General features: G+C 67.8%; 21 protein-coding genes. 15 read left to right on the top strand and 6 right to left on the bottom strand.

What is annotated here, in order from left to right:
* Positions 1–324 precede the first annotated feature (324 nt).
* Positions 325–1,287: a DUF3047 domain-containing protein gene (locus tag HTY53_RS01860; protein ID WP_254599735.1), complete on the top strand. Its 963-nt coding sequence runs from the start codon at positions 325–327 to the stop codon at positions 1,285–1,287.
* 69 nt (positions 1,288–1,356) lie between these two features.
* On the opposite strand, the gene HTY53_RS01855 is transcribed toward HTY53_RS01860, so the two are convergent.
* On the bottom strand, positions 1,357–2,490 hold the full coding sequence (locus HTY53_RS01855) for a DUF2891 domain-containing protein (protein WP_217435449.1): 1,134 nt from the start codon (positions 2,488–2,490) through the stop codon (positions 1,357–1,359).
* Positions 2,472–3,665 carry a M20 aminoacylase family protein gene (locus HTY53_RS01850; RefSeq protein WP_174104657.1) on the bottom strand — a complete coding sequence of 398 codons (1,194 nt, stop codon included), beginning with the start codon at positions 3,663–3,665 and terminating at the stop codon, positions 2,472–2,474. The genes HTY53_RS01855 and HTY53_RS01850 overlap by 19 nt, the downstream gene beginning before the upstream one ends.
* 414 nt (positions 3,666–4,079) lie before the next feature.
* Here HTY53_RS01850 and HTY53_RS01845 point away from each other — a divergent pair, with 414 nt between their 5' ends.
* The 8 genes from HTY53_RS01845 (at position 4,080) to HTY53_RS01810 (ending at position 15,337) form a co-directional block, all read left to right on the top strand.
* Positions 4,080–5,669: an ABC transporter substrate-binding protein gene (locus HTY53_RS01845; RefSeq protein ID WP_174104656.1), complete on the top strand. Its 1,590-nt coding sequence runs from the start codon at positions 4,080–4,082 to the stop codon at positions 5,667–5,669.
* Between the two features lie 277 nt (positions 5,670–5,946).
* A complete protein-coding gene (locus HTY53_RS01840; RefSeq protein WP_174104655.1) occupies positions 5,947–6,924 on the top strand; it encodes an ABC transporter permease in 978 nt (325 codons plus the stop codon).
* A gap of 4 nt (positions 6,925–6,928) precedes the next feature.
* On the top strand, positions 6,929–7,921 hold the full coding sequence (locus HTY53_RS01835) for an ABC transporter permease (protein ID WP_238512789.1): 993 nt from the start codon (positions 6,929–6,931) through the stop codon (positions 7,919–7,921).
* A 27-nt stretch (positions 7,922–7,948) separates the two neighbouring features.
* Complete coding sequence (locus tag HTY53_RS01830) at positions 7,949–8,950, top strand: ABC transporter ATP-binding protein (protein WP_150082090.1); 1,002 nt, start codon at positions 7,949–7,951, stop codon at positions 8,948–8,950.
* On the top strand, positions 8,947–10,011 hold the full coding sequence (locus HTY53_RS01825; RefSeq protein ID WP_254599734.1) for an ABC transporter ATP-binding protein: 1,065 nt from the start codon (positions 8,947–8,949) through the stop codon (positions 10,009–10,011). Before HTY53_RS01830 ends, HTY53_RS01825 begins: the two co-directional genes overlap by 4 nt.
* Before the next feature lie 180 nt (positions 10,012–10,191).
* Positions 10,192–12,291 carry a molybdopterin-containing oxidoreductase family protein gene (locus HTY53_RS01820; RefSeq protein ID WP_174104654.1) on the top strand — a complete coding sequence of 700 codons (2,100 nt, stop codon included), beginning with the start codon at positions 10,192–10,194 and terminating at the stop codon, positions 12,289–12,291.
* Complete coding sequence (locus tag HTY53_RS01815) at positions 12,291–13,475, top strand: aminopeptidase (protein ID WP_174104653.1); 1,185 nt, start codon at positions 12,291–12,293, stop codon at positions 13,473–13,475. The genes HTY53_RS01820 and HTY53_RS01815 overlap by 1 nt, the downstream gene beginning before the upstream one ends.
* A gap of 179 nt (positions 13,476–13,654) precedes the next feature.
* Complete coding sequence (locus tag HTY53_RS01810) at positions 13,655–15,337, top strand: long-chain fatty acid--CoA ligase (RefSeq protein WP_174104652.1); 1,683 nt, start codon at positions 13,655–13,657, stop codon at positions 15,335–15,337.
* A gap of 34 nt (positions 15,338–15,371) precedes the next feature.
* On the opposite strand, the gene HTY53_RS01805 is transcribed toward HTY53_RS01810, so the two are convergent.
* The 4 genes from HTY53_RS01805 to HTY53_RS01790 all read right to left on the bottom strand — a co-directional run bounded on the left by HTY53_RS01805 (position 15,372) and on the right by HTY53_RS01790 (position 18,867).
* Entirely contained in the window at positions 15,372–15,833 is a 462-nt protein-coding gene (locus HTY53_RS01805; RefSeq protein WP_254599733.1) for a hypothetical protein, read from the bottom strand.
* An 86-nt stretch (positions 15,834–15,919) separates the two neighbouring features.
* Positions 15,920–16,423 carry a MarR family winged helix-turn-helix transcriptional regulator gene (locus tag HTY53_RS01800; protein WP_174104651.1) on the bottom strand — a complete coding sequence of 168 codons (504 nt, stop codon included), beginning with the start codon at positions 16,421–16,423 and terminating at the stop codon, positions 15,920–15,922.
* A gap of 92 nt (positions 16,424–16,515) precedes the next feature.
* Positions 16,516–17,544, bottom strand: a complete 1,029-nt coding sequence (locus tag HTY53_RS01795; RefSeq protein ID WP_174104650.1) for a tripartite tricarboxylate transporter substrate binding protein — start codon at positions 17,542–17,544, stop codon at positions 16,516–16,518.
* A 210-nt stretch (positions 17,545–17,754) separates the two neighbouring features.
* Entirely contained in the window at positions 17,755–18,867 is a 1,113-nt protein-coding gene (locus HTY53_RS01790; RefSeq protein ID WP_174104649.1) for a porin, read from the bottom strand.
* 321 nt (positions 18,868–19,188) lie between these two features.
* On the opposite strand from HTY53_RS01790, the gene coq7 reads away from it, so the two are divergent.
* The 6 genes from coq7 to HTY53_RS01760 all read left to right on the top strand — a co-directional run bounded on the left by coq7 (position 19,189) and on the right by HTY53_RS01760 (position 25,511).
* Positions 19,189–19,815 carry a 2-polyprenyl-3-methyl-6-methoxy-1,4-benzoquinone monooxygenase gene (gene coq7, locus HTY53_RS01785; RefSeq protein WP_174104648.1) on the top strand — a complete coding sequence of 209 codons (627 nt, stop codon included), beginning with the start codon at positions 19,189–19,191 and terminating at the stop codon, positions 19,813–19,815.
* A gap of 520 nt (positions 19,816–20,335) precedes the next feature.
* A complete protein-coding gene (gene mraZ, locus HTY53_RS01780; protein ID WP_006577764.1) occupies positions 20,336–20,764 on the top strand; it encodes a division/cell wall cluster transcriptional repressor MraZ in 429 nt (142 codons plus the stop codon).
* Positions 20,765–20,771: 7 nt separating this feature from the next.
* The gene (rsmH, locus tag HTY53_RS01775; protein ID WP_174104647.1) at positions 20,772–21,764 is read left to right on the top strand and encodes a 16S rRNA (cytosine(1402)-N(4))-methyltransferase RsmH; all 993 of its coding nucleotides are present in this window, start codon (positions 20,772–20,774) and stop codon (positions 21,762–21,764) included.
* On the top strand, positions 21,761–22,132 hold the full coding sequence (ftsL, locus tag HTY53_RS01770) for a cell division protein FtsL (RefSeq protein ID WP_174104646.1): 372 nt from the start codon (positions 21,761–21,763) through the stop codon (positions 22,130–22,132). The genes rsmH and ftsL overlap by 4 nt, the downstream gene beginning before the upstream one ends.
* Positions 22,129–23,973 (top strand): peptidoglycan D,D-transpeptidase FtsI family protein, encoded by a 1,845-nt coding sequence (locus HTY53_RS01765; protein ID WP_174104645.1) that lies wholly within the window; start codon positions 22,129–22,131, stop codon positions 23,971–23,973. The genes ftsL and HTY53_RS01765 overlap by 4 nt, the downstream gene beginning before the upstream one ends.
* On the top strand, positions 23,970–25,511 hold the full coding sequence (locus HTY53_RS01760; protein WP_174104644.1) for a UDP-N-acetylmuramoyl-L-alanyl-D-glutamate--2,6-diaminopimelate ligase: 1,542 nt from the start codon (positions 23,970–23,972) through the stop codon (positions 25,509–25,511). Before HTY53_RS01765 ends, HTY53_RS01760 begins: the two co-directional genes overlap by 4 nt.
* Positions 25,512–25,525: the final 14 nt, after the last annotated feature.

The raw sequence follows: 25,525 nt of genomic DNA, 5'->3' as shown, positions 1-25,525 counted from the left end.
TTCGCGCCGATGATAGTGCGGACTACCCGTGTGAAAGTAGGTCATCGCCAGGCTCTCCTTTGAAAACGCCCCAGATCCTCCAAGGTCTGGGGCGTTTTGCTTTGCGGCGGCGGAAAAGACACCCACACCGACAGACCGGCGGCGCAGACGGAATACAACAGATCTGCCGCCCGGGTGAAGTCACCGGTTCCCGCTCCTGAAGGGCTCTGTTATGGTGTCGCTCGGCGCTTGCATCGGCCCATTTCGGGGCAGGCCAACGCCATCGTCACGCAATCAAGCCCGGGCCCAACGCGTCCTGGGCGGTCGGGAAGTTCGGGGGAAGGTATGGCCGCAAACAGGGCCGGGATCATCGGTATGGGCCTGCGCGGGCCGGTGTTTGCAGGATTCGTCCTGGCGACCGCCGTTGCATTGACAGGATGCGCAACCCCTCCTTCCTCGTCGCCGGACACCGCCGCCGGTACACCGCAGGCCCCCAAGGTCGCCAAGATATCGCCTCTGGATTGCCGCAAGTTCCACCAGCGGCTCGCTGCCTCCACCGCCAAATCGCTGCGGACCGAGGCATTGCACCGCCCCAACGAGCCGGCCTCGCTTCAGAAAGTTAGCGACCAAAGCGAACACGAAGCGGCGGAACCGATGCCGTTGCAGCAACTTCCGCTATTTTCCACGTTCGGCCCCGAGCAGGCGCTGCCGGTGGGCTGGCATAGTTGGACCGTCAACCGCAGCAAGACGCCGACGCAATATGCGTTGACCGAGGTTGACCAGCGCGTCGTGTTGCATGCCCGCGCCGACGGCTCCGCCTCTGGCCTTTATGTTCCCCTCAAGCCGCGGGACCCCGGCAAACTGCGCTGGGCCTGGAAGACCCGCGACATCATCGCCGACGGAGATAACGCCACCGGTCCGCGCGAGGATGCACCGCTACGGGTGTTCGTGGCCTTCGACGGCGACAAGAGCACGCTGTCGCTGAAGGATCATCTGATGGACGAAATGGCGCGGCTGATGACCGGGCGCGAGATGCCCTACGCGACGTTGATGTACATCTGGGGCGCGAAACGTCCGGAAGGCACCGTCATTCCGAATCCCCATACCGAGCGCGTTCGGATGATCGTCGTGGATTCCGGCACCCGGCACGCCAGGCAATGGCGTTGCCACGAGCGCGATCTGCGCGCCGACTATCGCGCCGCCTTCGGCAAGGAGCCCGGGCGGCTGCTCGCGGTCGGCATCATGACCGACACCGACAACACCAAGAGCCAGGCGGAAGCCTGGTATGGCGACATCGCCCTGGACTAGCGTGCGCATGTCCGCACGGGCACGGTCCGCAGCGGCGGGCGCGCCTTAAGGGGCAAGGGTCGGGCGAAATCAGGGCACCACGGGGTCGGTCAATGCCAGCGCCGCGAACGACGCCAGCCAGTGCGTCCCGACATAGTCCCCGCTGACCGCCTGCGCCAGCGACGCGTCAAGATGATCGGCCCAGGCGCCCGCCGCCTTCGCCCGCAGCGGTTCCGGCAGCGACGGTCCCAGCAGGCGCCAGCACCAGGCGCGCGACAGGTTCAGCCCGTCCAGATGCACCAGCTTCGGGTCGGTGCGATCGCCGACGGTCACCGGCGTCAGCCAGGTCGCCAGATCGATCGGCGCGGGCGCAAACATTTCCCACCATTCGGCGAACGCGCAGTCGTCCAGCACGCGGCGCATCGCCACCGCCTCCATCAGGCCCCCCGACAGAAACTCGTCGCCGCCCGGCTCATAGCGGGCGGGGTAGCGCTGGTCGTGGCCGAACCAGCGGTGCGCCTGCCGCGCGATCGCGCGGCGCAGCGCCGGATGGCCTTCGGCGCGGGCATAGCCGTCCGCCAGCACCAGCGCGAAGGCGCTGTTGGCATGCGTGCCCGTGCGGATCGGGAAGTCGGCGATATCGAGATAGTCGGTCAGCCGTCCGGCCAGATAGGTCGCCAGCGGTTCGCAGGCACGCGTCCAGCGCTGTATCTGTTCGTCGGCGCCAGGGAACTGCCGCAGCTCGGCCTGCAGACGCAGAATCCAGGCCCAGCCATAAGGGCGCTCGAACGTCGCCGAGCCCGGCCGCCGAAAATACGCCAGCTCGGCTTCGACCGCCTCCGGCTGCCACTGGATATCGAGCGTCGCGCGGATCGCGCCCGCTTCCGGCAGGTCGGGCCGCCTGGCCAGCAGCCGGACCAGCAGCCAGTGCATATGCACGCTCGAGTGCCAGTCATAGCTGCCGAAATAGACCGGATGCACCGCGCGCGGCTCGGCCAGGTCCCCTGGGCCCATCATCATGTGGTCGACCCGGTAGGGATAGGGCCGCAGGATGTTTTCCAGCGCGACTTGTGCGAACGCGCTGGCGGTCGCGATATCGAGCGCGGGTAGCGCCGGCCGGGCCGTTGCCGTGTCCGCCACACCGCCAGGACCCGTTCCGCCCGCCCCGCTCACGCCATTCACGCCATTCACGCCATTCGCGCCATTCACGCCGGCGCCAGCCATTTCTCGACCAGCTTGACGAAGAAGGTCGAGCCGACCGGCAGGATCTCGTCGTTGAAGTCGTAGCTGGGGTTGTGCAGCATGCAGGGCCCGATGCCATGGCCGGCTTCGCGGTGCCCGCCCTCGCCGTTGCCGATGAACAGATAGCATCCAGGGCGCTCGAGCAGCATGAAGGAAAAGTCCTCGGCACCCATCGTGGGTTCGATATTCGGGTCGACGTTGTCGGCCCCGACCAGTTCGCGCGCGACCTCGACGGCGAAGGCCGCTTCGGCGGCGCTGTTGACCGTCGGCGGGTAGTTGCGCTCGAAGCTGAATTCGATCGTGCAGTCGAAGGCCGAGGCGACGGCGCGCGCCACCTCGTTCATGCGGCGCTCGATCAGGTCGAGCACCGCCAGCGTGAACGTACGCACGGTGCCGCCGATCCACGCTTCGTTGGGCACGATATTGGTGGCGTCGCCGGCGTGGAACTGCGTGACCGAGATCACCGCCGCGTCGATCGGCCGCTTGTTGCGGGTGATGATGCCCTGCAGCGCGCCGACGATCTGCGCCGCGGTGAAGACGGGATCGTTGCCGTTATGCGGCATCGCCGCATGCGCGCCCTTGCCGCGCACGACGATGCGGAACTCGTTGCTCGAGGCCATCAGCGGGCCGGGGCAGGTGCCGAACGACCCGGCCGGCATGCCCGGCCAGTTGTGCATGCCGAACACCGCGTCGCAAGGGAAGCGCTCGAACAGCCCGTCACGGATCATCTCGCGCGCGCCGCCGCCGCCTTCCTCGGCCGGCTGGAAGATCAGGTTGACGGTGCCGTCGAAGTTGCGGTGCTTCGCCAGATAACGGGCCGCGCCGAGCAGCATCGCGGTATGGCCATCGTGGCCGCACGCGTGCATCTTGCCGTCGTGCTGCGAGCGGTGGCCGAAGGTATTGGCCTCCTGCAGCGGCAGTGCGTCCATGTCGGCGCGCAGGCCGATGCTGCGTGCGCTGGTGCCATTGCGAATCACGCCGACCAGGCCGGTCTTGCCGAGGCCACGGTGCACCTCGATGCCCCAGTCGGTCAGCGTGCGCGCGACCACGTCGGCGGTGCGCTGCTCCTCGAATCGCAGTTCCGGATGAGCGTGGATATCGCGGCGGATCGAACGGATCTCGTCTTGCGCCTGGAGGATTTCGGGGATCAGTGTCATGGCCGTGGCAAGAGCGGTAAACGGTAATGAATCAGGGGGAAAACCCTCGGAAAACCGGGTTCGGATAATCGGGAAACAGCGGGGGAAACCCGGGGTGAAACATCAGGATCATACGACGCCCGGCCCGAATGCGCCAAAACCCGTACGGCGCGAGGCGGCCCCGCCATGTCCCCAATATGTCGGCCAATATACCGGCCAAAATGCCGGCCCGATTCGACACGTCCGCCGGCGGAGGTGGGTTTCCCCGCATTGCCGCCGGTGCTTCTCTACTGGAACAGTTAATGCTTGCCGTACCGCGTCCGAGAGCCGGGCCCCGCTTGCATTCCGACGCCTGCACCAATTTGCGGCGTCGCAGCTTGCGACGGTCAGAGGCCGCTCGTTATAGTTGCCCCCACTTTTCGGGAGAATCGCTCGATGCCGCTTCGCCACCACCAGAAGGCATTTGCAACCGTCCTGCTCGCCGCAGCCATCAGCTTCGGCGCCGGCGGTCAGGCACTGGCAGCCGATTTCAAGCTGGCCATGAGCTCGCCGCCCACCTCGATGGACCCGCACTTCTACAACCTGTTCTCGAACATCAACGTGTCGGAGCACATCTTCGACAGCCTGATCAAGATGGACGCGGACAGCCGCATCATTCCGGGCCTGGCCGAGTCGTGGAAGCTGGTCAACGAGACCACCTGGGAGTTCAAGATCCGCAAGGGCGTCAAGTTCCATGACGGCTCGCCGCTGACCGCCGAGGACATCCTGTGGTCGCTGGACCGCCCGGCAACGATCCAGAACAGTCCGGGCAAGTTCGACGTCTACACCAAGGCCATCGTCGCCAAGAAGGTCATCGATCCGAACACGATCCAGCTGATCACCGCGCAGCCCTATCCGCTGGTGCTGAACGATCTGACCTCGATCTTCATCGTGCAGAAGAAGGCCACGCAGGGCCTGAACTCGGACGATTTCGCCCAGGGCAAGGGCATGATCGGCACCGGCCCGTTCAAGTTCGTCAGCTACGCGCGCGACGACCGGGTCGAGCTGACGCGCAACCCCGACTACTGGGGCGCGAAGCCGGCCTGGGACAAGGTGACGCTGCGCTTTATCCCGAATCCGGCCACGCGCCTGGCCGCGCTGCTGTCGGGCGACGTGCAGGCGATCGAGAACGTGCCGACGCCGGACCTGCCTCAGGTGCGCAAGAATCCGAAGCTGTCGTTCTTCTCGAAGATCTCGCACCGCGTGATCTATCTGTATTTCGATGCCAAGCGCGACAAGTCGCCGTACGTGACCACCAAGGACGGCCAGCCGATGGACAAGAACCCGCTGAAGGACGCGCGCGTGCGCAACGCCATCAGCATGGCCATCAATCGCCAGGGCATCAAGGACCGGCTGATGGAAGGGTTGTCCGAGCCGACCAACAATCTGGTGCCGGCGACGCTGTTCGGACATAACCCGAATCTGAAGACGGTCAAGTACGACCCTGAAGGGGCCAAGAAGCTGCTGGCCGAAGCCGGCTATCCGAACGGCTTCGGCGTGACGCTGCATACGCCGAACAACCGCTACGTCAACGACGAGAAGATCGCGCAGACCATCGCGCAGAATCTGACGCGGATCGGCATCGCCACGCGGGTCGAAGGCATGCCGATGGCGACGTACTCGTCCAAGGGCATCAAGCACGAATGGTCGTTCGGCCTGCTCGGCTGGGGCGCGCAGACCGGCGAGGTCAGCTCGCCGCTGCGCGCGCTGCTGGCGTGCGAGGATGCCAAGAAGGGCTTCGGCACCACCAACTGGGGCGAGTACTGCAATCCGAAGATGGACGAGGTACTGGAGAAGGCGCTGCGGACCGTCGACGACGGCGAGCGCTCGAAGCTGCTGCAGGAGGCGACCGCGATCGCGATCAACGACGGCGGCATCATTCCGATCCATCAGCAGGTGACCACCTGGGCCACGCAGAAGGGCATCACCTACGTGCCGCGGACCGACGAACGGACCTACGCGCACAACTTCAAGCCGCAGCAGTAACAGCGGCAGGGCTGCCGGCAGGCCGTTCACTTGACAGCCCCGGCGCGCGCGGTGCCCAATGGCGCCGCGCGCCCATCCCGGAGCGCCGCGCGCAGCCGGCTCCGCCGTGCGCGCGGACCCGGCCATGCGCCGATCGCCACGAAAACAGCCGCTCGATTGAAGATCGCGCGGCGATAGCCGTCAGCCGGTGCCGCGTTCCGCCGCACGCCTTCGCGCAGCTCGTCGCGAGGGCCAAGGCGGTGCGCAGCGCCGGCGGCGAAGGAAAAGCGTCCCGACTATGCTGGTCTTTATCATCCGGCGCCTGATGCAGAGCGTGGTCGTGCTCTTCGTCATGTCGCTGCTGGTCTTTCTCGGTGTGTTCGCCATCGGCAATCCGGTGGACATCCTGATCAATCCGCAGGCCGATCAGGAGGACATCAAGCGCACCATCGCCGCGCTGGGCCTGGACAAGCCCCTGTGGGAGCAGTACTGGATCTTCCTGACCAATGCGCTGCAGGGCAATCTGGGCATCTCGTTCGCGCACGGCACGCCGGCGCTGAAGCTGATCTTCGAGCGGATGCCGGCGACCATGGAACTGGCGGTCACGGCAATTCTGCTGGCGATCGTGCTCGGCATCCCGCTCGGCCTGTGGGCCGGACTGCGACCCAACGGCATCGCCGGCAAGTCGATCATGACGGTGTCGATCCTCGGCTTCTCGTTGCCGACCTTCTGGGTTGGCCTGATGCTGATCATGGTGTTCGCGGTGCAGCTCGGCTGGCTGCCGTCGAACGGCCGCGGGCAGACCGTGTCGGTGCTCGGCATCCCGGTCAGCTTCCTGACCGTCGATGGCATCCGCCATCTGGTCCTGCCGGCCGTCACGCTGTCGCTGCTCAATATCGCAATGGTGATCCGGCTGACGCGCGCCGGCACGCAGGAGGCGATGCTGCAGGACTACGTCAAGTTCGCGCGCGCCAAGGGCCTGTCGAATACGCGCATCGTCGGCGTGCACGTGCTCAAGAACATCCTGATCCCGATCGTCACCGTGATCGCGCTGCAGTTCGGCTCGATCATCGCGTTCGCCATCGTCACCGAGACGATCTTCGCCTGGCCCGGCATGGGCAAGCTGATCATCGATTCGATCCAGCTGCTGGACCGGCCGGTGATCGTCGCCTACCTGATGGTGATCGTGACGCTGTTCATCCTGATCAACCTGGCGGTCGACATCATCTACAGCGTGCTCGACCCGCGCGTGCGCATCGCCGACAACAAGGGCTGATCCCATGACCATCGCTACGCAACCGGGCACGCCCGACGGGCTGCCGGCCCCCACCACCGATATTCCCGCCGGTCCCCCGGGCACCCCGACCGGCACGCCGACGCCGTCCGCGACTGCTGGCGTCGACACGCCATGGCGCCGCTTCGCCCGGCAGTTCTTCTCCAGCAAGATCGCCGTGGCCGGCCTGGCCGTGCTGATCGCGATCGTGCTGATCGCGATCTTCGCGCCGTGGCTGGCGCCGCAGAACCCCTACGACCTGGCGACGCTGGACGTGCTCGACGCGCGCCTCGCCCCGGGCGAGGTGGCCGGCAACGGCATGACGTTCCTGCTGGGCTCGGACGAGCAGGGCCGCGACATCCTCTCCGCGGTGATGTACGGCCTGCGCATCAGCATCGGCGTCGGCGTGGTCAGCACGGTGATCGCGCTGGTGCTGGGCGCCACGCTCGGTCTGATCGCCGGCTTCGTGGGCGGACGCATCGAGGCGCTGATCATGCGCGTCGCCGATCTGCAGCTGTCGTTCCCGCCGATCCTGCTGGCGCTGATCCTGCTGGCCTTCCTGCGGCCGGGCATCGGCAATATCGTGATCGCGCTGGTCGCGGTGCAGTGGGCCTACTACGCGCGCACCACGCGCAGCGCGGCGCTGGTCGAGCGGCGCAAGGAATATATCGAGGCGGCCACCTGCCTCGGCCTGCCGGCGCGGCGCATCATGTTCCGCCACCTGCTGCCGAACTGCCTGCCGCCGCTGATCGTGATTGCGGCGCTGCAGGTGGCCTCGGCGATCACGCTGGAGGCCACGCTGTCCTTCCTTGGCCTCGGCGTGCCGATCACCGAGCCGTCGCTCGGCTCGCTGATCTCGAACGGGCAGCAGTACATGCTGTCCGGCAAGTACTGGATCAGCTTTTTCCCCGGCATTGCGCTGGTGATCACCATCGTCGCGATGAACCTGGTCGCCGACCAGCTGCGCGACGTCCTGAACCCGCGCCTGCAGACGCTTTAAGAGACGACGCCACAAGGGGAGTACCGGATGAGCGGCAAACCAACACTGCTGGTCGAGGACCTGGAGACGCATTTCTTCACGCGCGGCGGCGTCGCACGCGCGGTCGATCGCGTGTCCTTCTCGATCGGCCGCGGCGAGATCATGGGCCTGGTCGGCGAGTCCGGCTCGGGCAAGTCGATGACCGGTTATTCGATCATGGGCCTGATCGACCCGCCGGGGCAGGTGGTCGGCGGGCGCATCGAGCTGACCAGCCGCGACGGCGTCACGCGCGACCTGCGCAGGCTGACGCCGGCGCAGATGCGCAACGTGCGCGGCAACCGCATCGCGATGATCTTCCAGGATCCGATGATGACGCTGAACCCGGTGCTGCGCATCGACACGCAGATGATCGAGGCGGTGCTGGCGCACGAGAAGGTCGACAAGGCGGTGGCGCGCGAACGCGCGCGCAATGCGCTGGCGCGGGTCGGCATTCCGTCGCCGGACGAGCGGCTGCAGGCCTATCCGCACCAGTTCTCCGGCGGCATGCGCCAGCGTGTGGCGATCGCCATCGCGCTGCTGAACAAGCCCGACCTGATCATCGCCGACGAGCCGACCACCGCGCTCGACGTGACGATCCAGGGCCAGATCCTCTACGAGATGCAGAAGCTGTGCCGCGAGTCCGGCACCGCGCTGATCTGGATCACGCACGACCTGTCGGTGATCGCGGGGCTGGCCGACAGCGTCTGCGTGATGTACGCGGGCCGGATCGTCGAGGCCGGCGACGTGCGCCAGGTGCTCGAGCGTCCCGAACATCCCTATACGCACGGGCTGATCGGCTCGGCGCCGTCGCGCAATCCGCGCGGCACGCCGCTGCGGCAGATTCCCGGCATGACGCCGTCGCTGTTGAACCTGCCCGGCGGCTGCGCGTTCCGCGAGCGCTGCCCGCGCGCCACCGAGATCTGCCGCACCGAGCCCCCGCTGAGCAGCACGCCCGACGGACGGCGCCTGCGCTGCTTCCACCCGGTGCTCGAAACCCAGGAGGCCGCATGACCGAGATGTCCGTGATCGACGCGCCGTCGGCGCGCCCCGCGGGACCCGCTGCCGCGTCGCCGGCGGAAACGCCGCTGCTCGAACTGCGCGGCGTATCCAAGCGCTTCGTCAAGTCGCTCGACGCCGCCGCCCGCATCGCCAATCTGTTCGGCGCGCATGCGAAGGAGGAGGTGGTGCATGCGGTCGACCACGTCGACCTGGCCATCCGCGCCGGCGAGGTGGTCGGCCTGGTCGGCGAATCCGGCTGCGGCAAGTCGACGCTGGGCCGGATGGCGGTCGGTCTGCATACGCTGACCGAGGGCACGCGGCTGTGGAAGGGCATCGATCTGGAGCAGCTGCCGGCGGAAAAGAAGCGCGAGAAGCAGCTGGCGATCCAGATGATCTTCCAGGACCCGTACGCGTCGCTGAACCCGCGGCTGCGTGTGCTCGACATCGTCGGCGAGGCGCCGGTGGTGCATGGCATCGTGCCGGCCTCCGGCCAGAAGGCCTATGTCGAGGAGATGCTGAGACGGGTCGGCATGGATCCGACCGTGCTGCGGCGCTTTCCGCACCAGTTCTCGGGCGGCCAGCGCGCGCGCATCGGCATCGCGCGGGCGCTGGCGGTCCAGCCGGAATTTCTGGTCTGCGACGAATCGGTGGCGGCGCTCGACGTGTCGATCCAGGCTCAGGTGCTGAACCTGTTCATCCGGCTGCGCGAGGAGCTGAACCTCACCTATCTGTTCATCAGCCACGATCTTGGCGTGGTCAAGCACATCAGCGACCGCGTGGTGATCATGTATCTGGGCCGCGTGGTCGAGTCGGCGCCGACCGAGCAGGTGTTCGCCGCGCCCAATCACCCGTACACGCAGGCGCTGCTGGCCGAGGCGCCGAAGCTCGAGGTCGGCAAGAAGACCTACGTGGCGATCCAGGGCGAGATCCCGTCGCCGCTGCATCCGCCCTCGGGCTGCCACTTCCATCCGCGCTGCCCGCATGCGATGCCGCGCTGCCGGGAGGAGGCCCCTGCGCTGAAGGAGATCGCACCGCTGCGGATGTCGGCCTGCCATCTGAACGACCAGCGCTGAGGGCGGGCCGCGGGCGGCGCAACGGCGCGCGGAAGCGGACCAGAAGGGCGAGAAGGGGCGGGAAGGGGACGCAAGGGCAGCGGGCCGGTCCGCCGGCCGCTGTTTGATGGAATCGGATCGAATCCGATGGAATCCGATCGAATACAATCGGCCACAAAGACCATCGCCCCCGGAGAACCCATGTCCACCCGCATCGTCCGCGCCGCCTGTCCGCACGATTGTCCCGACAGCTGCGCGCTGCTCGTCACCGTCGAGGACGGCCGCGCCGTCAAGGTCGCGGGCGATCCGGACCACCCGGGCACACAGGGTGTGCTGTGCACCAAGGTGTCGCGTTATACCGAGCGCACCTATCATCCCGACCGCCTGCTGACCCCGATGAAGCGGGTCGGCCCCAAGGGCAGCGGTCAGTTCGCGCCGATCGGCTGGGACGAGGCGCTCGACATCGTCGCCGAGCGCCTCGGCGCGATCGCCGCGCGCGATCCGCAGGCCATCGTGCCCTACAGCTACGCGGGCACGATGGGGCTGGTGCAGGGCGAAAGCATGGCCGCGCGCTTCTTCCACAAGCTCGGCGCCTCGCTGCTCGACCGCACCATCTGCGCCAGCGCCGGCGCCACCGCGCTGCGCTACACCTATGGCGCCAGCGTCGGCATGGACATCGAGCATATCGAGGACGCGAAGCTGATCGTGATCTGGGGCGGCAATCCGATCGCCTCCAACCTGCATTTGTGGACGCGCGTGCAGCAGGCCAAGCGCCGCGGCGCGACGCTCGTGGCGATCGACCCGTACCGCTCGCTGACCGCCGAAAAGTGCCATCGGCACATCGCGCCGATGCCGGGCACCGACGGCGCGCTGGCGCTGGCGATCATCCATGTGCTGATCCGCGACGACCTGCTCGACCACGACTACATCGCCCGGCATACGGTCGGCTTCGACGCGCTGCGCGACCGCGCGGCGCAGTATTCGCCGGCGCGCGCTGCCGAACTGTGCGGCGTCGCCGTCGAAGACATCGAATGGCTTGCCGGCCTGTACGGCACGCTCGCAGTGCGCGAACGGCAACCGGTGGCGATCCGCCTGAACTACGGCATGCAGCGCGCCCACGGCGGCGGCCAGGCGGTGCGCGCGGTGGCCTGCCTGCCGTCGCTGGTGGGCGCGTGGCGCCACGCCGCCGGCGGCCTGCAGCTGTCGACCTCGGGCTTCTTCCCGATCGACAACGCCGCGCTGCAGCGCCCGGACCTGCTGCCGAGCTGGCCGAAGCTGCCGCGCACGATCAATATGTCGACGATCGGCGATGCGTTGCTCGGCGAAGGGCTGCCGGCCGGCACGCCGCCGCTCGAGGCGATCGTGGTCTACAACAGCAATCCGGTCGCGGTCGCGCCGCACTCCAGCAAGGTGGCCGCGGGCTTCGCGCGCGAGGACCTGTTCACGGTGGTGCTGGAACACTTCCGCACCGATACCGCCGACTACGCCGACATCCTGCTGCCGGCCACCACGCAGCTCGAGCACGTCGACGTCCACAAGGCCTACGGCCACACCTATTTCCTTGCCAACAACCAGGCCATCGCGCCGCTCGGCGAGGCGCTGCCCAATACCGAGATCTTCCGGCGGCTGGCGCGGCGCATGGGCTTTGACGACCCGTGCTTTGCCGACAGCGACGAGGACATCGCCGCGCAGGCGATCGTGCGAGGCGATCCGCGCGCGGCCGGCATCGACTGGCAGACGCTGAAGGAAACCGGCTGGCAGAAGCTGAAGCTGCCGGCGGCGCCGTTTGCCGAGGGCGGCTTCCCGAGCCCGACCGGCAAATGCCAGTTCTACGCAGCCGAGATGGTCAAGGACGGCCTCGATCCCTTGCCCGGTTACGTGCCGCCGTACGAGGCGCCTGCAAGCGCGCCGGAGCTGGCCGCGCGCTATCCGCTGGCGATGATCTCGCCGCCGGCCCGCAATTTCCTCAACAGCACCTTCGTCAACGTCGACAGCCTGCGCGCCACCGAGGGCGAGCCGCATCTGGACATCCATCCGGACGACGCCGCGGCGCGTGGCATCGTCGACGGCATGATGGTGCGCGCCTTCAACGACCGGGGCAGCATGCAGGCGCGTGCCCGCGTCACCGACCGCGCGCGCCGTGGGCTGGTGGTCGGGCTGTCGATCTGGTGGAAGAAGCTCGCGCCGGACGGCAAGAACGCCAACGAGCTGACCAGCCAGCGCCTGACCGACATGGGCCGCGCGCCGGTCTTCTACGACTGCCTGGTGCAGGTGGAGGCCGCCGCGCAGGCGGTGACGTGATGACCCGGCGGCCGGCTCGCGTCCGCGTGGCGGCCGCGCTGGCCGCCCTCGCGCTGGGCGGCCTGCTGGCAGGCTGCGAGGCGGTGGGGTACTACGCGCAGTCGATCAGCGGCCATCTGGGCGTGATGGCGCAGGCCACGCCGCTGTCCGAGGCGATCGCCTACGCCAACGGCAGCAACGACAAGCGGCTGGCCGAACGGCTGGCGCTGGCCGCCCGCATGCGCGACTTCGCCTCGCGCGAACTGGCGCTGCCGGACAACGGCAGCTACCGCCGCTACGCCAATCTGCATCGGCCCTATGTGGTGTGGAGCGTGTTCGCCACGCCCGAGCTGTCGATGGAGCTGCACAAGTGGTGCTTCCTGGTGGTCGGCTGCATCAACTATCGCGGCTACTACGCGATCGAGGATGCGCACCGCTATGCCGCGGCGCTGCGCAGCGAGGGGCTGGAGACCTATGTGGCCGGCGTGCCCGCCTATTCGACGCTGGGCTATTTCGACGATCCGCTGCTGAATACCTTCGTCTATCTGCCCGAGGGCGAGCTCGCGCGGATGATCTTCCACGAGCTGGCGCATCAGGTGGTCTACGTGCGCAACGACACCACTTTCAACGAGTCGTTTGCCAGCGCGGTGGAGATCGCCGGCGTCGAGCGCTGGCTGGCGCGCGAAGCTTCCGCCGATGCGCGCGCCAGTTATCGGCAGTACGACGCGCGCCGGCAGCAGTTCCGAGCGATGCTGCTGCAGGCGCGCGCCGAACTCGATGCGCTGTACCGCAAGCCGATCGACGACGACGCCAAGCGTGCCGGCAAGGCGGCGATCTTTGCCGCGCTGCGCCAGCGCTATGCAACGCTGAAGGAATCGTGGGGCGGCTACAGCGGCTACGACCGCTGGTTCTCGCAGCCGCTGACCAACGCTCATCTGGCCGCGGTCGCCACCTATCAGCAATGGGTGCCGGCGTTCCTGGCGCTGCTCGAACAATGCGGCGGCGACTGGGAGCGCTTCTATGCCGAGGCCGAGCGCATCGGCAAGCTCAAGCCCGAACAGCGCAAGGCACGGCTGCGGGCGCTGGCGCCCGGCGAGGCGGCGACCGTCAATGCGGCGGCCGATCCGGTCACCGCCCCGGCCACGGCCCCAGCCACCGCTACCGCGACCGAAGCGGGCAACGACGCCATGGCGGGCGGGTCCTAGGGGTATTCCCCCAGCGGCCGGCGCACCGTTGGCGCGCTGCGCGACCATTACACTGGCGGCAGTTCAGAGGACTTCATCTAACGTGCCGTCCTGGTGTTGTCTTAAGGGGGCCCGCCGTTTAGCATCGCCGTTTGACATCCCAAAAATCGAACGATCATTCAGAAACCAGGAGACGGCATATGGAAAAGCAGTGGCTGAAACACTATCCGGCAGGCGTGCCCGCCGAGATCGACGCCAGCCAGTACCGGTCGCTTGCCCAACTGCTGGAGGAATCCTTTCGGGACTACGCGGACCGGCGCGCCTTCATCTGCATGGACAAGGCGATCACCTATGCCGAGCTCGACCGGCTGTCCGGCGACTTCGCCGCCTGGCTGCAGGCGCGCGGGCTGAAGCCGGGCGCACGGGTCGCGATCATGATGCCGAACGTGCTGCAGTATCCGGTGGTGCTGGCCGGCGTGCTGCGCGCGGGCATGGTGGTGGTCAACGTCAACCCGCTGTACACGCCGCGCGAACTCGAGCACCAGCTCAAGGACAGCGGCGCCGAGGCGATCGTGATCCTGGAGAACTTCGCCGCCACGCTGCAGCAGGTGCTGGCCGCCACGCCGGTCAAGCACGTGGTGGTCGCCAGCATGGGCGACATGCTGGGTGGGCTCAAGGGCGCGGTGGTCAACTTCGTCGTGCGCAACGTCAAGAAGATGGTGCCGGCGTGGGAACTGCCCAACTGCGTGCGCTTCCCCACGGCGCTGGCCGAGGGCGGCCGGCTGCAGCGCAAGCCGGTCGATACCGGTCCGGACGATATCGCCTTCCTGCAGTACACCGGCGGGACCACCGGGGTATCGAAGGGTGCGGTGCTGCTGCACCGGAACGTGGTCGCCAACGTGCTGCAGTCGCAGGCGTGGATGCAGCCGGCGCTGGCCAAGGGCGCGCCGATCGATCAAGTGGTGACGATCACCGCGCTGCCGCTGTACCACATCTTTGCGCTGACCGTTTGCGCGCTGCTGGGCATGCGCAGCGGCGGCCTGAGCGTGCTGATTCCGAACCCGCGCGACATTCCGGGCTTCATCAAGGAACTGCAGAAGTACCGCTTCCACATGTTCCCGGCGGTCAACACGCTGTACAACGCGCTGATCAATCATCCGGACATCGACAAGGTCGATTTCTCGGGGCTGCGCGTGGCCAACGGCGGCGGCATGGCGGTGCAGGAGGCGGTCGCGAAGAAATGGCTCGCCAAGACCGGCTGCCCGATCATCGAGGGCTATGGCCTGTCGGAGACCTCGCCGTCGGCGACCTGCAATCCGACCGACACCGACGCCTTTTCCGGCACCATCGGCCTGCCGCTCCCGTCGACCGAGATCGCCATCCGGGATGACGACGGCCGCGACGTGCCGCCGGGCCAGCCGGGCGAGATCTGCATCCGCGGACCGCAGGTGATGGCCGGCTACTGGAACCGGCCGGACGAGACCGCCAAGGTCATGACGCCGGACGGCTTCTTCAAGACCGGCGACATCGGCATCATCGACGAGCGCGGCTATACCCGCATCGTCGACCGCAAGAAGGACATGATCCTGGTGTCGGGCTTCAACGTCTATCCGAACGAGATCGAAGGGGTAGTGGCCGAGTGCCCGGGCGTGCTCGAAGTCGCGGCGGTCGGCGTGCCCGACGAGCATTCGGGCGAGGTGGTCAAGCTGTTCGTGGTCAAGAAGGATCCGTCGCTGACCGAGCAGGATGTGATCGCGTTCTGCAAGGACCGGCTGACCGGCTACAAGCGGCCCAAGTACGTCGAGTTCCGCACGGAGCTGCCGAAGACCAACGTCGGCAAGATCCTGCGGCGCGAATTGCGCGACGCGCGCAAGGCGGCCTGACCGCCTTCAGGGCGCCGGCCATGCCGGCGCCGGCTCAGCACTCGTTGGACGGCGCCAGCCCCGGCTCGCGCCGTCCATCGGCATAGACCACGCGCACGCAGCTGCCGACATCGAGGCCCGGCGCCGACGGGCCGTTGATCGTCGCATTGGTGCCGTCGGTCAGTCTGATCTCGTAGGCGAAGATGTCGACCTGCTGTGTCGGCGGACGGTTCAGCAGCCGGCCCAGGTCGAAGGCCAGGCCCACTCCCACGCCACCGCCGTGCCATCCGCCGCCGCTGGCGGCACCCACCCCCACCCCGTAGCCCGAATAGCCGCGCGCCTGCTCGACATCGACGCGCGTGACGAAGCGCTTCTCGGCGATGCGCCCCAGCTTGACGGTGGCATTGACCGGCGTGATCTGCGGCGCCGGTGGCGCGCTGGGCGAACTGGCGCAGGCGCTCGCAAGCGCTGCCACGGCCACCGCGGCGGCCAGCGCAGATACACGGGCGATGCGCAACGGTTGCCGTTGCGACCGCTGTTGGGACCGCTGTTGGGACCGCTGTTGGAACCGCTGTTGGGACCGCTGTTGCGACGATAGGAATTTCATGCGGACACCAGTGTCGATTTGAGGCGGCCCAGCAGCTTGAACAGCGCGCGCCGCTCGGTTTCTGCCAGCCCGCCGAACAGCTGCTCGACCCATTGCTCGTGCGCGCGTGCCATCTGCGTGAAGGCGGCGCGGCCGGCGGGTGTCAGCCGGATCAGATAGGCGCGCCGGTCGTTGGCGAGCGGCTCGCGCGAAACCAGCCCTTCCTGCTGCAGCTGGTCGGTGATGCCGGTCACGTTGCCGCCGGTGACCATCATGCGGCGGGACAGCTCGCCCATCTTCAGGCCCTCGGGATGGCGCTCGAGCTGCGCCATCAGGTCGAAGCGCGGCAGCGTGCAGCCGAACGACTCGCGCAGCCGGCTGCGGATATCGGACTCGACCAGATTGGTGCAGGTCAGCAGCCGCAGCCACAGGCGCAGCGCCTCGTGGCTGGCGTCGTCGGCGCGGGTTTCGAGATCGACTGGCGCCGCGTTGGGCGCGGCGTCGGCGGCGGAGGTCGGCATTGCAGGCGGCCAGGGGAAGAATGTTGACGCCTGAAGTATATGCCTTAAGCGGGCGGCCAAGCGCTCCCGCGGCCGCTGCCCCGCGCGATGGATCAGTCGACCTTGGCGCCCGAGTCCTTGACCACCTTGGCCCATTTGGTGGTTTCGGCGCGGATATGCTGGGCGAACTGCTGCGGCGTGCTGCCGACCGGTTCGGCGCCCTGCGCCTGCAGCTTCTCGCGCATCGCCGGCGTGCCCAGCGCCTTGGCTACTTCCTGCTGGATCCGCGAGACGATGGCGGGCGGCGTGCCGGCCGGTGCCAGCAGGCCGAACCACGAGCTCGCTTCGTAGCCGGGCAGCCTGGCTGCCTGCGCGATGGTCGGCAGGTCGGGCAGCGCCGGCGATGGCTTGGCGCTGGTCACCGCCAGCGCCTTGAGCTTGCCGGCCTTGATCAGCGACATCGACGACGGCAGGTTGTCGAACATCACCTGCATCGTGCCGCCGGCCAGATCGGTCAGCGCCGGGCCGCTGCCCTTGTACGGGAAGTGGACCATGAAGGTACGGGTTTGCGTCTTGAACAGTTCCCCTGCCAGATGGATCGAGGTGCCGTTGCCGCTCGAGGCCATGTTCAGCTTGCCGGGGTTGGCGCGCGCATAGGCGATCAGGTCGTTGACGCTGTTGATCTTGTTCTGCTGGGCGAACGCCGGATTCAGCACCAGCACGTTCGGCACCGCGGCGACCTCGGTGATCGGCGCGAAGTCCTTGATCGGGTCGTACGGCAGCTTGCTGTACAGCGACTGGTTGATGCCGTGGGTGCCGACGGTTCCCATCAGCAGCGTGTAGCCGTCGGGCTCGGCCTTGGAGACGATCTCGGCGCCGATATTGCCGCCGGCGCCGGGCCGGTTGTCGACCACCACGTTCCAGCCCGGCAGCTTCGACAGCTCGGCGGCGACCGCGCGCGCCAGGATGTCGGTGGTGCCGCCCGGCGCGAAGGGCACGACCATGCGGATCGGCTTGGCCGGATAGGCGGCCGGATCCGCGGCATGCGCGGGCGCGAGCCACGCGGGGCCGGCCATTGCCGCAATTCCGGTCAGCATGGCGGCGAGCGTCAGACGGAAGGCGCGGCGGCGGGGGGCTTGCATCGGGTCGTCTCCTTGCGCGCCTTCGGCAAGCGCGTCGTGTTGTCGCTGGTCGGCCGGCGGGTCGCCGGACTGCTGCATTCTAGTGGCGCGGGCGTGGCAATGCCGATGAGGTGAAGCCCTATGGCCGGGCCAGCGCAGTCACGACGGCCAATAAAAAAGGCACCCGTAGGTGCCTTTCGAAAGCGAGCGGGCTCGCGGAACTGCTGTTGTTCAGAACTTGTGTCGGATGCCGATGCCCACGCCCACCATATTGTCTTCGCCGGCGCCCAGCGGGTAGCCGTTGGCAAAGCTGATGACGGCGCTGTCGAAGTTCAGGCCGGCGTTCTTGGCATAGGCCGCGGTCAGATAGATGTCCGTCCGCTTGGTGATGTTGTAGTCCGCCACGAAGCTGACCTGCCACGGGTTCGGAGCGTTGACGCCGTTCAGGTTCTTGACGTCGGCGTAGTAGTACGCCAGCGTCAGGCCCAGCGCGGCGGTGGCCTGGTAGTTGGCGCCTGCCCAGTAGTAGTCGTCGCGATAGATGGTGGCGTCGTTCGGGGCCTTGTTCTGGCCCCAGCGGTAGCCGGCCATCAGCTTGGCCGGGCCGAAGGCGTAGCTCGCCGCGGCGCCAGCCTTGCGGAACGTGGCCGTGTCGCCGCCCGTATTGGCCACGGTCGGGTTCGACTGGTCGTAGCTGATCGCCACGCCCAGCGGGCCGGCCGCATAGGCGATTGCGCCACCGTAGCCGGTGTCGCGGCGGAACTGCCCCGGCACTTCGCCGCCGCCGGCCACGCCGTTGCCGAACGACCAGTGGGCGATCGCGGTCACCGGACCGAGCTTGCCGGTGTACTTGACGGTGTTGTCCGAACGGAAGTTGGTGCCCAGCTGATAGGCGATCGGTTCGTACTGGGTCGCGTAGCCGGTCGGCGAGAAGTTGGCGAACGCATCGAACATCGAGGTGTACTGGCGGCCCAGCGTGATGCGGCCGATCTGGTTGCTCTCGATGCCGACGTAGGCCTGGCGACCGAACAGGCGGCCGCCCTGCTGCATGCGGCCATCGTCCACGCCGAAGCCGCTTTCCAGCACGAACAGCGCCTTCAGGCCGCCACCGAGGTCTTCCACGCCGCGCAGACCCCAGCGCGAACCGGACAGACCGCCCGAAGTCACGCCAAACCTGTTCTCCCCGCGGCCGGGGAACCCTGCGGTACCCGGGGAGGTGGAAGACATGTTGCTGACGTATTCGATGTTGGCATCGACCACCCCGTACAGCGTGACGCTCGACTGAGCCTGCGCAGTGCCGGCGAAAGCGCCGAGCGCGGCCAATGCAAGAAGCGACTTCTTCATGCTGGTTTATCTCCTGTAGTAAGAATTATTGGTGATGCGCGAGGCAGCCTCCTGAGCTCTCCAACACCTGCGCACCCAACTTCGCGAGAAGTTGTCGGGTACTGTAACAAACGGCATTGTTTGCACAATCGCACAGTCGTTCTATTGTCGGCTTTTAACAACTCAGGGTTTTGGAGTAGCCCGCCAGCCCAAGCCAGTACTGGCAAGGCGCCCCGCGCGGGGCTGCCGAAACGGTGGCGGTACAATGCGGGAATTCCCCGAACCGACCCATGGCGGCTCATCGTCACTTTCACGTCACGCTGGCCGCTCCGCCGTACCGACATGGACAAGCTGATCCACGAATTCGACGTCGCCCTGCGCGCCATCACCGGCGCGACCCGTGCGGGGCGCCCCAGCCCGGCCGAGACGCTGCCCGAGCACGACGACACGCACCTCGATGCGGGCGAGCGCCGGCATGTGGCCGGGCTGATGCGGGTCAACCATGTCGGCGAGGTCTGTGCCCAGGCGCTGTACCAGGCCCAGAAGCTGACCGCGCGCGACGGCGCGGTGCGCGCGCAGATGGATGCCGCCGCGCGCGAGGAGGAGGATCACCTCGGCTGGTGCGCCGAGCGTCTGCGCGAACTCGGATCGCGACCCAGCCTGCTGAACCCGCTGTGGTATGCCGGCGCCTTCGCGATCGGCTGGCTGGCCGGACGTGCGGGCGATCGCGCCAGCCTGGGTTTCGTTTCCGAGACCGAGCGTCAGGTCGAGCAGCATCTGACCGGGCATCTTGAGCAGCTGCCGCCCGCCGACGCGCGCTCGCGCGCGATCCTCGAGCAGATGCGCGACGACGAGGCGCGCCACGGTGCCAGCGCCCGCGAAGCCGGCGGCATCACGCTGCCCGCCCCGGTACGGGCGGCGATGCGCGCGGCCTCGCGCGTGATGACCACCACCGCGTATCGCATCTGATGAATCTGATGGATCTGATGGATCGATGGGTCTGATGGGTCTGATGGATCTGACGGCGCCCACCGATCCGCCGGTCCGCCACTGACCATCCGGACCCCTGGCGGGCCGCCTCTGCTGGCCCGAGCTGCGGGCGCTTCCCAGCGGCTCTCGGCGCCGAATCGTTGTATCCTTTGGCCGGGCTCGGGACCGCGGTATTTCCTTGCGCCAGCGACTTCTCCCCGCGTAGTTCTCAGGTGGTTTCTCGGCTTTCTCCCCTAAGACCTTCATTTCATTAGGAATTCACCTTCCTGGTGCGCGCTCGCCTTGCGCTAAGTCTTTGTTCTGATTCCGAAAAACGCCTTTTTGGCACCGTTGACGAGCCTTGACCGGCCAATAGGCTTCCTCTAAAGTGGGGAATAGTGTGAGGAAGTGTATTTTTGTGTGAGGAAAGGGCTTCGGTGTGGGATGATGTGCACTAGCCGAAGCGGACCAGTCAACGCCACGCCAAGCCCCAGCAGGCAGGCGCGGGACGGGGGTGAACTTGTTTCAGGGAGCATCGGCGCTCTCCCTCGATGCCAAGGGTCGGATGTCGATTCCGACGCGGCATCGGGAAGCGCTGCAACAACAGGCCGAGGGCCGGGTGACGCTGACCAAGCACCCGGATGGATGCCTGTTGCTCTTTCCCCGGCCGGAATGGGAAACCTTTCGCACTCGCATTGCGGCGTTGCCGATGGATGCGCACTGGTGGAAGCGCATTTTTCTGGGCAATGCCGCGGACGTCGAAATGGACAGCGCCGGGCGCGTGCTGATCGCGCCGGAGCTGCGCAGCGCCGCCATGCTGGACAAGGAAGTGATGCTGCTCGGCATGGGCAGCCATTTCGAGGTCTGGGATGCCGCGACCTACGCCGCCAAGGAACAGCAGGCGATGGCGCAGGGCATGCCTGAAGCATTGAAGAACTTCTCTTTCTGAAGTGGTTATGGAACCGACCCGTACGCCGGGGCCCACCCCCCTGCGCCATCGCACCGTGCTGCTGGACGAAGCCGTCGATGCGCTCGTGTGGCGGCCCGACGGCGTGTACGTGGACGGCACCTTCGGCAGGGGAGGGCACAGCCGGGCCGTGCTGGCGCGGCTGGGGCCCGAAGGGGCACTGGTCGCCTTCGACAAGGATCCGGCAGCAATCGCAGAAGCGGGCACCATCAAGGATGCCCGCTTCTCTATTGAGCACGCGAGCTTCGCCGCCATGGGCGAGCGCCTGGCCGGCGCGAAGGTCGCGGGCGTGCTGCTCGATCTGGGGATCAGCTCGCCCCAGATCGACGACGCAGCGAGGGGGTTTTCGTTTCGGTTCGAAGGCCCGCTCGACATGCGCATGGACACCACGCGCGGCACCACCGCCGCCGAGTGGCTGGCGCAGGCCGACGAGCAGGACATCGCGAGGGTGATACGAGACTATGGGGAAGAACGGTTTGCTGTACAGATTGCAAAGGCGATTGTTGCTCGCCGGAGCGAACCCGGCGATGGCGGACGCCTCGCCACTACTGCCGACCTTGCCGCGCTCGTGGCGAAAGCCGTCAAGACACGCGAGAAGGGTCAGGACCCTGCGACCCGCACCTTTCAGGCTCTACGGATTTTCATCAATCAAGAGCTTGCGGACCTCGAAAGCGGTCTGAGCTCGGCCTACGATCTGCTCGAGGTAGGGGGACGGCTGGTGGTAATCAGCTTTCATTCGCTGGAGGACCGCATCGTCAAGCGGTTCATGCAGGCGCACGCACGCCCGCAGCAGGACGCCGATCCGGCGCTGCGGCGCGCGCCGCTGCGCGCGGCCGACCTGCCCCAGCCGACCATGAAGCTGCTCGGCCGTTTCAAGCCCGGTCCCGACGAGATCGCCGGCAATCCGCGCGCGCGTTCGGCGGTGATGCGCGTCGCTGAAAAACTGGCGCCCGCCGCGCCGCTGGGTGAGGCGCGCGCATGAACCGCCTGACCTTCTTCCTGCTCGGCGCGCTAATCCTGTGCGCGCTGTCGCTGGTCAGCGCCCAGCACGAGGCGCGCACGCTGTTCGTCGCGCTCGAGCGCGAGCAGGCCGAGGAACGCCAGCTCGAGACCGACTGGTCGCGGCTGCAATACCAGCAGAGCGCGCTGTCCAAGAGCGCGCGCATCGCCGACGCGGCCCGCGCGCAATTGAAGATGTCGCCGGTCAGCCCCGGCCGTACCCAATACCTGCAGGGCATCGTGCTGCCGCGCGCCGAGGGCGCCGACGGCACCAATGGCGCCAGCGTCCCCAATGGCGCCGGCGGTGCGGAGAAAGAACAGCGTGACGCCGCGGCGGAGGTCCGTCCATGACGATGGCCCGCCCGAGCCTGCACCGTCCGCGCGCCGCGCGCCCGGCTGCCACGCGCCCGCGTTCCGGCCAGTTCTCGGCCAGCCCGGTGCTTGGCCTGCGCCTGCCGATGTGGCGCTCCAAGCTGGTGGTGTTCCTGATGTTCGCGGCCTTCGTCGCGCTGGCCATGCGCGCGCTGTGGATCCAGGGCCCGGGCAATCAGTTCTACGAGGCCGAGGGCAAGAAGCGCTTCCAGCGCACGCTCGAGCTGCCCGCCACGCGGGGCAAGATTCTGGACCGCAACGGCCTGGTGCTCGCCACCAGCCTGCCGGTCAAGGCGATCTGGGCGGTGCCCGAGGACGTGCCGTCGAGCCTGGATCCGGGCAAGCTGCGCCAGCTCGCCAGGCTGCTCGACATGTCCGAGAAGGACCTGCGCAAGAAGCTGACCGAGGACAAGAGCTTCGTCTATCTGAAGCGGCAGGTGCTGCCCGACGTGGCCGAGAAGATCGCCGCGCTGAAGATCGACGGCGTGCACCAGAGCGGCGAGTACAAGCGCTTCTACCCGGAAGGGGAGGCGATGGCCCATATCGTCGGCTTCACCAACGTCGAGGACCGCGGCCAGGAAGGCATGGAACTGGCGCGCGAAGGCGTGCTGGCCGGCAAGGCCGGCGCGCGCCAGGTCATCAAGGACCGGCTCGGCCGCGTGGTCGAGGACATCGGCGTGCTGCGCAGCCCGCGCGACGGCCAGGACCTGCAGCTGTCGATCGACGCCAAGATCCAGTACCTGGCGTTCAACGAGGTCAAGGCGGTGGCCGAGCGCAGCAAGGCCAAGGCCGCCAGCGCGGTGGTGCTCGACGCGCAGACCGGCGAGGTGCTGGCGCTGGCCAACTGGCCCAGCTACAACCCGAACGACCGCGCGCGGCTGTCCGGCGAACAGCTGCGCAACCGCGTGCTGACCGACACCTTCGAGCCCGGCTCGATGATGAAGCCGATCACGGCGGCGCTGGCCCTGCAACTGAAGCGCGTGACGCCGTCGACGGTGTTCCAGACCGAAGGCCGCTACACCTTCGAGCGCGCGACCATCTCCGATACCCATAACTACGGGCCGCTGACCGTCGCGGGCGTGATCCAGAAGTCCAGCAACATCGGCACCATCAAGATGGCGATGCTGATGAAGCCGCAGGAAATGTGGGACATGTTCACCAGCCTGGGCCTCGGCCAGGCGCCCAAGCTCGGCTTTCCCGGCGCCGCCGCGGGCCGCGTGCGCCCGTACAAGAGCTGGCGCCCGATCGAGCAGGCGACGATGTCGTACGGCTACGGCCTGTCGGTGTCGCTGATGCAGATGGCACACGCCTATACGATCTTCGCGCACGACGGCGAGCTGATTCCGATCACGATGTTCCGCACCGACGGCCCGGCCAGCGGCGAGCGCGTGATCTCGCCCCAGGTCGCGCGCGATGTGCGCGGCATGCTGGAGATGGTGACGGCGCCCGGCGGCACCGCGACGCAGGCCCAGGTGATGGGCTACCGCGTCGGCGGCAAGACCGGTACCGCCTACAAGCACGTCGGCCGCGGCTACGACCGCAGCAAGTACCGCGCCTCGTTCATCGGCCTGGCGCCGATGTCGAACCCGCGCATCATCGTCGCCGTCAGCGTCGACGAGCCGACCTCCGGCAGCCACTATGGCGGCGCGGTCGCCGGCCCGGTATTCGCCGCGATCACCGGCGGCACGCTGCGTGCGCTGAACGTGCAGCCCGACTCGCCGATCCGGCAGCTGGTGGTCACCGAAAGCGTGCCCGAAACCCTGCCCGACACGCCGCCCGAAACCCTGTCCGCCCGCGGATCCGGGAGCACGACCCGATGACCGCTCGCAGCAAGCACGCCGCCGTCGAACAGGCCGCTGCCAAGGCAGCGGCCTGGTTGCGCCAGCACGCCAGCGACACCGCCCGCTTGACCGGCGATACGCGCCGGCTGCGCCAGGGCGATATCTTCTTCGCCTATGTGCTGGGCAACCAGCGCCTGTCGACCGACGCCCGTCCCTATATCGGCGAGGCGCTGGCGCGCGGCGCCGCCGCGGTGGTCTACGAGAGCCGCGGCTACGACTGGCCGCATGGCGAGGCCGTGCCGCATCTGCCCATCGAAGGGCTGGAGCGGCTCGCCGGGCCGATCGCGGCCGCCTGGTACGGCAACGCCGCGCGCGGACTGGCGATTACCGGCATCACCGGCACCAACGGCAAGACTTCGTGCAGCCAGTGGCTGGCGCGCGTGCTGCAAACCGCGGGCACGCGCTGCGCGACCATCGGCACACTCGGCAGCGGCTTCCCGGACGCGCTGCAGCACACCGGCTTCACCACGCCCGACGCGGTGCAATTGCAGGACAGCCTGGCCGAGCTGCACGCCGCCGGCGCGGCCGCGGTGGCGATGGAAGTGTCCTCGCACGGCCTCGAGCAGGGCCGGGTTGCCGGCACGCCGTTCCAGGTCGCGGTGCTGACCAATCTGACGCAGGATCACCTCGACTATCACGGCACCATGGCCGAGTACGAGGCCGCCAAGACGCTGCTGTTCCATTGGCCGAAGCTGCAGGCCGCGGTGATCAACCGCGACGACGCGATGGGGCGGCGCCTGCTGGCGGCCGGCGTGGCGGCGCGGCAGGTGATCGAGTACGGCATCGGCGGCCCGGCCGGTGCAACGGGCTTCAGCGGCAACGCGGCGTGGCTGCGCGCCACCGGCGTCAAGGCGACCCCGACCGGCACCGTATTCAGGATCGAAGGCACCTTCGGCAGCGCCGAGGTGGCAACGCCGCTGATCGGCGAATTCAACGTCAGCAACCTGCTGGCCGTGCTCGGCGCGGCGCTGGCCAACGGCCTCGCCTGGGACGCGGCGCTGGCGGGACTGCGCGCGCTGCGCCCGGTGGACGGCCGCATGGAGCTGTTCGGCGGCCAGGAAGGGCCGCTGGCCGTGGTCGACTATGCGCATACGCCCGACGCGCTGGAGAAGACGTTGAGCGCGCTGCGTCCCGTGGTGGCGGCACGCCAGGGCCGGCTGTGGTGCGTGTTCGGCTGCGGCGGCGACCGCGATCCGGGCAAGCGTCCGCAGATGGGCGCGGTGGCCGAGCGCCTGGCCGACGAGGTGGTGCTGACCAGCGACAACCCGCGCAGCGAGGACCCGCAGGCCATCCTCGATGCGATCGCCGACGGCATGCAGGACTTCCGGCGCGGCCGCCAGATCGAAGACCGCGCCGCGGCCATCCTCTATGCGGTCAAGCATGCCGGCGCGCACGACGTGGTGCTGGTGGCCGGCAAGGGCCACGAGGCCACGCAGGAAATCCAGGGCCGCAAGCGGCCGTTCTCCGATCGCGAGCATGTCCGGCTGGCGCTCGCGGCGCGCGGAGTGTCGGCATGAATACCGGCATGAAC

Origin of the sequence: Cupriavidus gilardii (genome assembly GCF_013314895.1) — a bacterium.
Lineage (GTDB): Bacteria > Pseudomonadota > Gammaproteobacteria > Burkholderiales > Burkholderiaceae > Cupriavidus > Cupriavidus gilardii_C.
This window is presented reverse-complemented; position numbering and strand designations above follow the sequence as displayed.

Bases quoted from the DNA above. Each gene is read 5' to 3' on its own strand.
- rsmH (WP_174104647.1), top strand. From the start codon at position 20,772: ATGGAACCGACCCGTACGCCGGGGCCCACCCCCCTGCGCCATCGCACC.
- HTY53_RS01845 (WP_174104656.1), top strand. From the start codon at position 4,080: ATGCCGCTTCGCCACCACCAGAAGGCATTTGCAACCGTCCTGCTCGCC.
- HTY53_RS01795 (WP_174104650.1), bottom strand. From the start codon at position 17,544: ATGCAAGCCCCCCGCCGCCGCGCCTTCCGTCTGACGCTCGCCGCCATG.
- ftsL (WP_174104646.1), top strand. From the start codon at position 21,761: ATGAACCGCCTGACCTTCTTCCTGCTCGGCGCGCTAATCCTGTGCGCG.
- HTY53_RS01825 (WP_254599734.1), top strand. From the start codon at position 8,947: ATGACCGAGATGTCCGTGATCGACGCGCCGTCGGCGCGCCCCGCGGGA.
- HTY53_RS01810 (WP_174104652.1), top strand. From the start codon at position 13,655: ATGGAAAAGCAGTGGCTGAAACACTATCCGGCAGGCGTGCCCGCCGAG.
- HTY53_RS01815 (WP_174104653.1), top strand. From the start codon at position 12,291: ATGACCCGGCGGCCGGCTCGCGTCCGCGTGGCGGCCGCGCTGGCCGCC.
- HTY53_RS01800 (WP_174104651.1), bottom strand. From the start codon at position 16,423: ATGCCGACCTCCGCCGCCGACGCCGCGCCCAACGCGGCGCCAGTCGAT.
- HTY53_RS01830 (WP_150082090.1), top strand. From the start codon at position 7,949: ATGAGCGGCAAACCAACACTGCTGGTCGAGGACCTGGAGACGCATTTC.
- HTY53_RS01860 (WP_254599735.1), top strand. From the start codon at position 325: ATGGCCGCAAACAGGGCCGGGATCATCGGTATGGGCCTGCGCGGGCCG.
- HTY53_RS01850 (WP_174104657.1), bottom strand. From the start codon at position 3,665: ATGACACTGATCCCCGAAATCCTCCAGGCGCAAGACGAGATCCGTTCG.
- HTY53_RS01835 (WP_238512789.1), top strand. From the start codon at position 6,929: ATGACCATCGCTACGCAACCGGGCACGCCCGACGGGCTGCCGGCCCCC.
- HTY53_RS01820 (WP_174104654.1), top strand. From the start codon at position 10,192: ATGTCCACCCGCATCGTCCGCGCCGCCTGTCCGCACGATTGTCCCGAC.
- HTY53_RS01840 (WP_174104655.1), top strand. From the start codon at position 5,947: ATGCTGGTCTTTATCATCCGGCGCCTGATGCAGAGCGTGGTCGTGCTC.
- HTY53_RS01760 (WP_174104644.1), top strand. From the start codon at position 23,970: ATGACCGCTCGCAGCAAGCACGCCGCCGTCGAACAGGCCGCTGCCAAG.
- HTY53_RS01790 (WP_174104649.1), bottom strand. From the start codon at position 18,867: ATGAAGAAGTCGCTTCTTGCATTGGCCGCGCTCGGCGCTTTCGCCGGC.
- HTY53_RS01765 (WP_174104645.1), top strand. From the start codon at position 22,129: ATGACGATGGCCCGCCCGAGCCTGCACCGTCCGCGCGCCGCGCGCCCG.
- HTY53_RS01855 (WP_217435449.1), bottom strand. From the start codon at position 2,490: ATGGCTGGCGCCGGCGTGAATGGCGCGAATGGCGTGAATGGCGTGAAT.
- coq7 (WP_174104648.1), top strand. From the start codon at position 19,189: ATGGACAAGCTGATCCACGAATTCGACGTCGCCCTGCGCGCCATCACC.